Raw genomic sequence first — 7,570 nt, forward strand, 5'->3', positions numbered from 1 at the left:
CCCATGATGAAAGCGTCCGTCCGATATGCATGCCGGCGGGCGCTCCGCGCCAATGCGACGTGTTCACATCGCCATGAAAATAATTCATAATGATGCAATGCGCTCATTCCCCCCATTCGACGGGCTGCTCGCGTTCGAGGCCGCGCTGCGACACGCGAGTGTCACCCGTGCCGCGACAGAGCTCGGCCTCACGCAGAGCGCGGTCAGCCATCGCCTTCGCAGGCTCGAGGATTTTGTCGGCATGCCCCTGCTCGTTCGGCAGCCGGGCGGCTTGAGCGCGACAGCGGCCGGTATAGCCCTGTCGAACGAGTTGGCAGGTTTGCTGGAGAGGATGGCCGATTTCCGCGCGCTGTGCCGCGCCGCCGCGCCGCCTCCGGCCTTGAGAGTGGGCATCGGCGCAGCGCTCGCCGATTACTGGCTCGTGCGTCGCTTGCCCGAGTTTGCGAAAGCCTGTCCCGGCATACCGGTCGAATTGGTCATCATCCAGGGCGACGGACAGGCGAGGTCGGCCGATCTCGATGTGAAGGTGCTGTGGCAGCCGGCGGCCGGCCTGCGGCCAACGTCGACACAGCGTCTGTTATTCCGCGAACAAGTGTACCCTGTCTGCCACCCGCGCCTGCTGCCGGGCCGGAAGCCGCTGACCGACGTGACGCGATTGAGATCATTGCCGCTCCTGCACAAGGGCCGCGCCGGCGAAGACAGCGGGACCGAGTGGTCATGGACGACATGGTTCGAACGATTGGGCCTCGGCCGTCCCCCGCCTGCGGAGATACGGTTCGCGACAATCGCGACCGCCATAGCCGCCGCCCTTGCGGGCAACGGGATCGTGCTCGCCCGCTCGCTCCTGGTCCAGGATGCGCTCAGGGATGGCAGCCTGCTGCGGGTGCTTCCGCCGTCGTGGGACTTGCCATCAAGCAAGGTCCAAATTGTCCGCTGGACCCCAGCCATGGCAAATGACGCCCGGGTGAAGGCGTTCGTCGACTGGATATTGCAGATTCCGAAAACTCCCGGCGATTGAGCCACCAAGCCTTGCCAAAGGGCCCCGCGACGGATCAACCGGGAACCAATTCCCGGCTGCTGCGTTGATTAGCCGTGGCATTGAGATGCAGCGATAGGTGTAGGCCCCGGCGCGCAGATTCGCACGCTGGGGTTCTTTTTGCGTGAGGCAGGACGATGGGGGACGTTGTTGCGGAGTCAAAAGTCGATTTCGGCGCGCTTGCGGCGCTGCATAAGTGGCCGTCGCTGGCCAACCAGCGCCGCCCGGACCGCGAGCCTTACCAGGTGAACGAGGGCACGCTCGACGAATGCATCACGGCCTTCATGCAGAAGCCGGCGGCGACCCGCCATCTCTATGAGATCCGCACCGCGCCGCAGCCGCCACTGGTTACCGCCGTTCTCTCGCCGGAGCACGTCATCGAGCTATCGCGCTGGAGAGAATTTCTCTGACGGCTTCACAAGCACGTGCGTAGGAACCTTCTTCCGGTTTTTCCCGTTGTCGGAGATCGGAAGTCAGGTCGTGAGTGCCTCACATGCTTGAAACTGGCGTACTGCCCCCGTCCGTGCCTTATGGCGCAGATCAGACCCTGTTCGTGGTGATCGATCGCCGCGACGAGGCGACTGAAATCCGCATCGAGCGTAGCGATCTCGAAGCTACGATCGGCGAGTTCGTCGCCGGTTGCTTCAACGATCCGATCAAGGTGATCTCGTTCAACACGCTCGAGCACTGGATGAAGGACATCTCGACGGACGTCGTCGGCGAGATAAAGGCGCGTTGCGACATCTATGGCATAGAGCTGCCCGACTATCTCAGCGACTTCGTCGAGAGCCATAGCTGAGCGCGGATCGCGCTCGCACGCTTCAGATCGCGCCCAACAAAAAAGCGCCGCGTCCGCGGCGCTTTTCGTATAGCAACCTCAATGGTGCCAGAACAATGCCAGCAGCAGAATGATCGGCAGCGGCACGCCAAGCAACCAAAGCAAAGCACCTCGTCCAAAACCCATGATGTCCTCCTCCTCTCTCACGCCCAGTTGACGCAGGAGAGGAGCAGAAGTTCCGCGCTTCGCAGGAAGCACGAATGCGCTCACGGCATGGGTTACGGGAGTTATGCGCGCCGATACTTGCCGGTGATGACCTCGATCTCGCGGCGGCGTTCTCCGGCGAAGGTCAGGAGCTTTTCGATCGTCAGCGTATCCGTGATCCGTTTGGCGAGCCGCTCGGCACGCGCGGCCTGATCTTCGAGATACTGGATCGTGTTCAAGCGTCCGCCTCCCCAAAAGCCCCGATTTGTTTGGGCAGCCATGGTGCTTGAGAAGCCGCTAACAGCCGGTTAAGCGCGAAGCGTCATAGGCGCGAAAGGGCTTGATTGTTTGAGCATGCTCTTTTCGGAAGACCGCCACGCACTTTTCCGGATCATGCTCTATCGCACGACGTCGAGCCGGACATTGGCGAGGCCCTTGTCGACCATGCCCAGCGCTTCGGCCGCGGACGGCGAGATGTCGACCACACGGCCGCGGACGAAGGGGCCGCGATCGTTGACCCTGACCGTGACGAAGCGGCCGGAGGACACGTCGGTGACGCGCAGCTTGGTGCCGAACGGCAGCGTGGGGTGCGCCGCGGTCAATTCGTTCTTGTCGAACTTCTCACCGCTCGCGGTCTCGGTGTCCGAGTAGAAGCTGGCGAGGCCATGCGAGGCGGTTCGCTTTGCCTCACCGTCGGGAACACGCGCCCGGCTGATCGGCCGCGGATGCAGCGCCGCCACCCTGTGCGGCCGCTCGACTGCGGCCTGCCGGCTTGTGCCGGCGAGATCGGCTCTCTGGCGGCCGACCGGCGACTGCGCGCAGGCGGCGAGCGATGCGGCGCCCAGGATCGCGAGCAGCAACCGGCTCGAGGTCGCCAGCGGCATCCGGGCAGTTTCGGCACGTGCAATGCGAGACATGATGCGCCCTCCGAACAACCGCAAGTTTCGGTGGGCAATGAGGGCAGAACCTTGTCGGAACAAAAGCGGCCTTGCGGCCGCCTTCGTTTCGGGTCGGCTGTGACGATTTCACCACAGTGGATGTCCCGAAACGGGACAGACAGCCCTACCGTCGCGGCCGCTTCAGTACTTCGGCTCGTACATCTGGGACTGGACCAGGGCCTTGACGTCATTCGGCGCGGGTCCGTCCGCCAGCCCGCGCTGATAGGCGACGTCGGCGACGGCGGCGGCGATGAGGGCCGAGACCTCGCGGATGCGGGGCAGCGCCGGATAGAGGCTGCCCTGGGCGAGGTCCTCCTTGCCGACGCAATCGGCGAGCGTATGGGCGGCCGCCATGAACATTTCGTCCGTCACCAGCCTGGAGCGGCTGGCGATGACGCCGAGGCCGACCCCGGGGAAGATGTAGGAATTGTTGCCCTGGCGCGGCACGAAGGTGCGGCCGTTGAGCTTGACCGGATCGTACGGGCTGCCGCAGGCGAACAGCGCGCGCCCCTCGGTATAGCGGTAGGCATCCTCGGCCGAGCATTCCGCCTTCGAAGTCGGGTTGGACAGCGCGAACACGATCGGCTGCTCGTTGAGCTCGGCCATCGTTTTCAGCACCTCGGGCGTGAAGGCGCCGCCGACCGCCGCAACACCGATGATCGCCGTCGGCTTCAGCGTCCTGATCGCGGTGAGGAAGTCCGCAATCGGCACCTGGTCGGCATGGGCGTAGCGCAGCTTGTGACCGGAGAGACCATCACGACCGCTGACGACGAGGCCGCGGGAATCCACCAGCCAATTGCGCCGGAGCGCTTCCGCCTCGGTTGCGCCCTCCGCCATCATGGCGGAGACCACGAGATCGGCGATGCCGGTCGCCGCCTCGCCCGCGCCGAGGAACAGGATCTTCTGATCCTTCAGCTTGCCGCCGGAGACGCGCAGGGCCGAGAACAGACCGGCGAGCGCCACCGCCGCCGTGCCCTGGATGTCGTCGTTGAAAACGCAGGCCTCACCGCGATATTTGTGCAGCAGCTTGAACGCGGAATGGTTGGCGAAATCCTCGAACTGGATCAGCACGCCCGGGAAGGTTTTCCGCGCGGCCGTCATGAACTCGTCGACGAAGCTGTCGTAGGCCTCGCCCGTCAGCCGCCGCTCACGCAGGCCGAGATAATAGGGATCGTTCAGGAGTTCTTCGTTGTTGGTGCCGACGTCGAGCACGATCGGCAGACAATGCTCGGGATGAATGCCGGCACAGGCGGAATAGAGCGACAGCTTGCCGACGGGGATCCCCATGCCGTTGGCACCGAGATCGCCAAGTCCCAAAATGCGCTCGCCGTCGGTGACGACGATCAGCTTGGCCGCATAGGGCCAGTTCTTCAGGATCTCGGCGATCTGGCCACGATCGCGCGAGGAAATGAACATGCCGCGCGGGCGCTGGAAGATCAGGCCGTATTTCTGGCAGGCGAGCCCGACGGTCGGCGTGTAGATGATCGGCTGGATCTCGTCGATATTGTCGACGACGACGCGGAAGAACAGCGCCTCGTTGCGGTCGTGCAGCGCGTTCAGCGCGACGTATTTTTCGAGATCGGTCGGCAGCGAACGCAGATTGATCAGCACGCGTTCGACCTGCGCCTCGATCGTCAGCACGCAAGGCGGCAGCAGGCCGCGCAGGCCGAGTGCGGCGCGCTCCGCTTCCGTGAAGGCGGTCCCCTTGTTGAGCAGGGGATCGCGCAGCAGCGTCATGCCGTGCGCGGGGTCGGATGAAGTCGATTGGGCACTGACCCGAGCAGGTCTATTCACGAATTCCCCCAGGGAGTTTCTTATTGAACCGCGGGCATTGTCGGCCAGCGCTCCCCTGAGATCAAGGACGTAGCCGTACGCGGATCGATTGTGATCTCGCACCGCAGCGAGATTGGCGCGAAATCCAGCAAATGCGCGCGCCAAAAGGTTAACGGCGCAAACTCCCTCTCCTCATGGCGAGGGACGCGGGACGCGCGTCTCGAAGCCCTGATCTCGCCCGCGGCCATCCTTCGAGACGGCCGCTGCGCGGGCCTCCGCAGGATGAGGAGCGGTGCATGTGGCGCCGCGCCGCTATTCCGGCTTGATGTCGGCGGCCTTCACGATCGGCCACCATTTCTCGGTCTCAGCCTTCTGGAAGGCGGCGAGCGCTGCGGGCGTTTGCTGGTCGATAGGCGGTATCTCCTGCCCGAGTTCGCCAAAGCGCTGCTTGACGGAAGCATCAGCTAGCACGGCGACGATGGCTGCATTGAGCCTTGCGACGATATCCTTCGGCGTGTTCTTCGGTGCCCAGATGCCGTGCCAGTAGGAAATATAGAGCCCGGGCAGGCCCGCCTCGTCGACGGTCGGGATATCCGGTGCAGATGCAAGCCGCGTCGGCGAGGTCACCGCAAACGCCTTGATCGCGCCGTTCTTGTACTGCGGCAGCGAGTTCGAGGCCTGGTCGAACATGATGTCGATCTGGCCTGCGACCAGATCGATCATGGCGGGCCCGGCGCCGCGATAGGGCACGAACTGGAAGTCGGTCCCGGTCTTCTCCTTGAAGAAGACGCCGGCGACATGGGCGCCGGTGCCCGCGCCGGCGGTCCCGGCGGTGGCCTTGCCCGGGTGGGCCTTCAGCCACGCGATCATCTCTTTCAGATTGTTCGCCTCGAGCGACTTCCGGCCGACGATGAGCTGCGTGCCCATCGCGATGGTCGCGACCGGTTCGAAATCGGCGATCACGTCGTAAGGCAGCTTGAAGATCGCGCCATTCAGCACATGCGTGCCCCAATGGCCGATGGTGATGGTGGTGCCGTCCGGCGCCGCGCGTGCGACGCGGGCGCCGGCGATGCTGCCGGAGGCGCCCGCCACGTTCTCGACCACGACCGTCGTGTGGAGTTCGGCCGCGATCCGCTCGGAGAGAATCCGCGCCAGCGTGTCGGTCGGGCCACCCGCTGCGAACGGCACGACGAGCGTGACGGGGCGCGATGGAAACGGCTGCGCGTTGCCAGGTGCGGCCCAAGCCGCATATCCGATCAACGCGCAAATGACGAACACATGACCACGAAACCCGGCCCACAGCCCCCACATCATCGTCTCCACCCTTTTTGCCGCCCGCATGTTGTCCGCGGACTGGAACTGGAGTGAACGCTGCCGGGTGAGCAGAGGCAAGCGGGAAGTTGAGCAGGCCGCTATCCTGCGGCCCGACGCGGCGTCAGGTTCGCGGCATGATCGGCCGGCGGCGCGACATGCATCAGAATGGTCTGGGTCGCGGAAGCAACCTCGATGCCGTGCTGCTGGAAGCGCTGCTTCATGCGGCGGTTGAATTCGCGCTGCACTGGCCAGCGGCCGGCCTCGGTGCAGCGGATCTGGCCGACGATCGACACCATCGCGCCATCGACCTTGTCGACGCCCCACAGCTCGAGATCGCCGCGGATCAGCGCGCGGAAGTCCGCTTCGCGCCGCATCTCGTCGACGATATCCTTGAGGATCTGGCCAGCGCGATCGGTGTCCTCCTTATAGGCGACGTTGACGCTGACCGAGGCGTTGCCGGCGCCGCGGCTGGCATTGGTGATGGTGGTGACCGCGCTGAACGGCACGATGTGCACGGCGCCGTCGCCGGCGCGCAGGCGGATGGTGCGGATCGAGACGTTCTCGACGACCCCCGAGAGGCCGGAGACACTGACGGTGTCGCCGACCTGCACCGTGTTCTCCAGCAGCAGGAACAGGCCGGTGATGAGATCCTGCACCAGCTTCTGCGAACCGAAGCCGATCGCGATGCCGACGATGCCGGCACCCGCGAGCAGCGGCGCGACATTGACGCCGATCTCGCTCAGCGCCGTGAGGCCCACGACCGTGGCGATCAGGCAGAGCAGCGCGGTGCGCAGCATCGGCTGGAAGGTACGCAGGCGCGCGGCGCGGGCGTAATGGCCGTCGCGAGACAGCGCATTGATCTGGCGATCCAGCAGCGCATTGCTGATTTCCCAGATGGCCGCGGCGATGAACACGGCCACGCCGATCGTCACGACCGCCGAGATCAGCCGGCCGCCGATCTGGCCGCCATAGAACCAGACGATGGCGTCCACGCCCCACACCTCGAGCACGGCCACGAAGCCGACGAAGGCGATCGCACTCGAGACGATCTTGCGCAGCAGCGGCAGATAGCGGTTGGCCCGGACCTCCAGCCCCGGAAAGCGCTGCAGGATCTCCGGCTTGATGCGGAAGCCGCGGTCGATCAGGCCGAGCGTCAGCATGATCGCGACGCGCGTGATCAGCGCCACCACGACGGTGCCGACGAAATATTGCAGCAGCAGCGAATAGCCGTTGCGGATGTTGAGCGCCCACACCGCCCATAGCGCCAGATCGAGCGCAATGGCGAGGTAATGCCAGCCGCCGGCGATGCGATTGCGCATGCCGGCCGCGATGCCCTGCCGATCGGCCGGCGCGCGGATGGCTTCGGCGACCTGGCGGCGGCATTGCAGGATGATGACGACGATGAAGAGGTGAACGACCAGCATCACCATGCGCAGCAGCGCGGCATAGCCGGCCCGATGCAGGCCGAGCAGCAGCGCCACATTGGCGAAGGCAATGCCGGTGACACCGACACCGACGATGCGGCGG

Annotated in this window: 9 protein-coding genes; 3 read left to right on the forward strand and 6 right to left on the reverse strand. The window is 65.0% G+C overall.

The annotated features are described in order from the left end of the window. Window positions 1-52 precede the first annotated feature (52 nt). The 3 genes from A5906_RS33245 to A5906_RS43370 all read left to right on the forward strand — a co-directional run bounded on the left by A5906_RS33245 (window position 53) and on the right by A5906_RS43370 (window position 1,835). Entirely contained in the window at window positions 53-1,018 is a 966-nt protein-coding gene (locus tag A5906_RS33245; protein WP_245327041.1) for a LysR substrate-binding domain-containing protein, read from the forward strand. Window positions 1,019-1,173: 155 nt separating this feature from the next. Beyond that, a complete protein-coding gene (locus tag A5906_RS33250; protein WP_080139358.1) occupies window positions 1,174-1,446 on the forward strand; it encodes a hypothetical protein in 273 nt (90 codons plus the stop codon). Window positions 1,447-1,529: 83 nt separating this feature from the next. After that, a complete protein-coding gene (locus A5906_RS43370) occupies window positions 1,530-1,835 on the forward strand; it encodes a hypothetical protein (protein WP_080139359.1) in 306 nt (101 codons plus the stop codon). Between the two features lie 78 nt (window positions 1,836-1,913). On the opposite strand, the gene A5906_RS42760 is transcribed toward A5906_RS43370, so the two are convergent. The 6 genes from A5906_RS42760 to A5906_RS45505 all read right to left on the reverse strand — a co-directional run. Then, on the reverse strand, window positions 1,914-2,084 hold the full coding sequence (locus A5906_RS42760; RefSeq protein ID WP_245327042.1) for a hypothetical protein: 171 nt from the start codon (window positions 2,082-2,084) through the stop codon (window positions 1,914-1,916). Between the two features lie 17 nt (window positions 2,085-2,101). Then, window positions 2,102-2,257 (reverse strand): hypothetical protein, encoded by a 156-nt coding sequence (locus A5906_RS43375; protein WP_018640808.1) that lies wholly within the window; start codon window positions 2,255-2,257, stop codon window positions 2,102-2,104. A 159-nt stretch (window positions 2,258-2,416) separates the two neighbouring features. Further along, window positions 2,417-2,935: a septal ring lytic transglycosylase RlpA family protein gene (locus A5906_RS33260; protein WP_080139360.1), complete on the reverse strand. Its 519-nt coding sequence runs from the start codon at window positions 2,933-2,935 to the stop codon at window positions 2,417-2,419. Between the two features lie 162 nt (window positions 2,936-3,097). Then, a complete protein-coding gene (locus A5906_RS33265) occupies window positions 3,098-4,750 on the reverse strand; it encodes an NAD-dependent malic enzyme (protein ID WP_080139361.1) in 1,653 nt (550 codons plus the stop codon). A 291-nt stretch (window positions 4,751-5,041) separates the two neighbouring features. After that, window positions 5,042-6,040 (reverse strand): tripartite tricarboxylate transporter substrate-binding protein, encoded by a 999-nt coding sequence (locus A5906_RS33270; protein ID WP_080139524.1) that lies wholly within the window; start codon window positions 6,038-6,040, stop codon window positions 5,042-5,044. Window positions 6,041-6,141: 101 nt separating this feature from the next. Continuing rightward, window positions 6,142-7,570: mechanosensitive ion channel domain-containing protein (locus tag A5906_RS45505; RefSeq protein WP_245327043.1), on the reverse strand; the 1,429-nt coding region annotated here is incomplete at its 5' end.

This window comes from Bradyrhizobium sacchari, assembly GCF_002068095.1.
Classification (GTDB): domain Bacteria; phylum Pseudomonadota; class Alphaproteobacteria; order Rhizobiales; family Xanthobacteraceae; genus Bradyrhizobium; species Bradyrhizobium sacchari.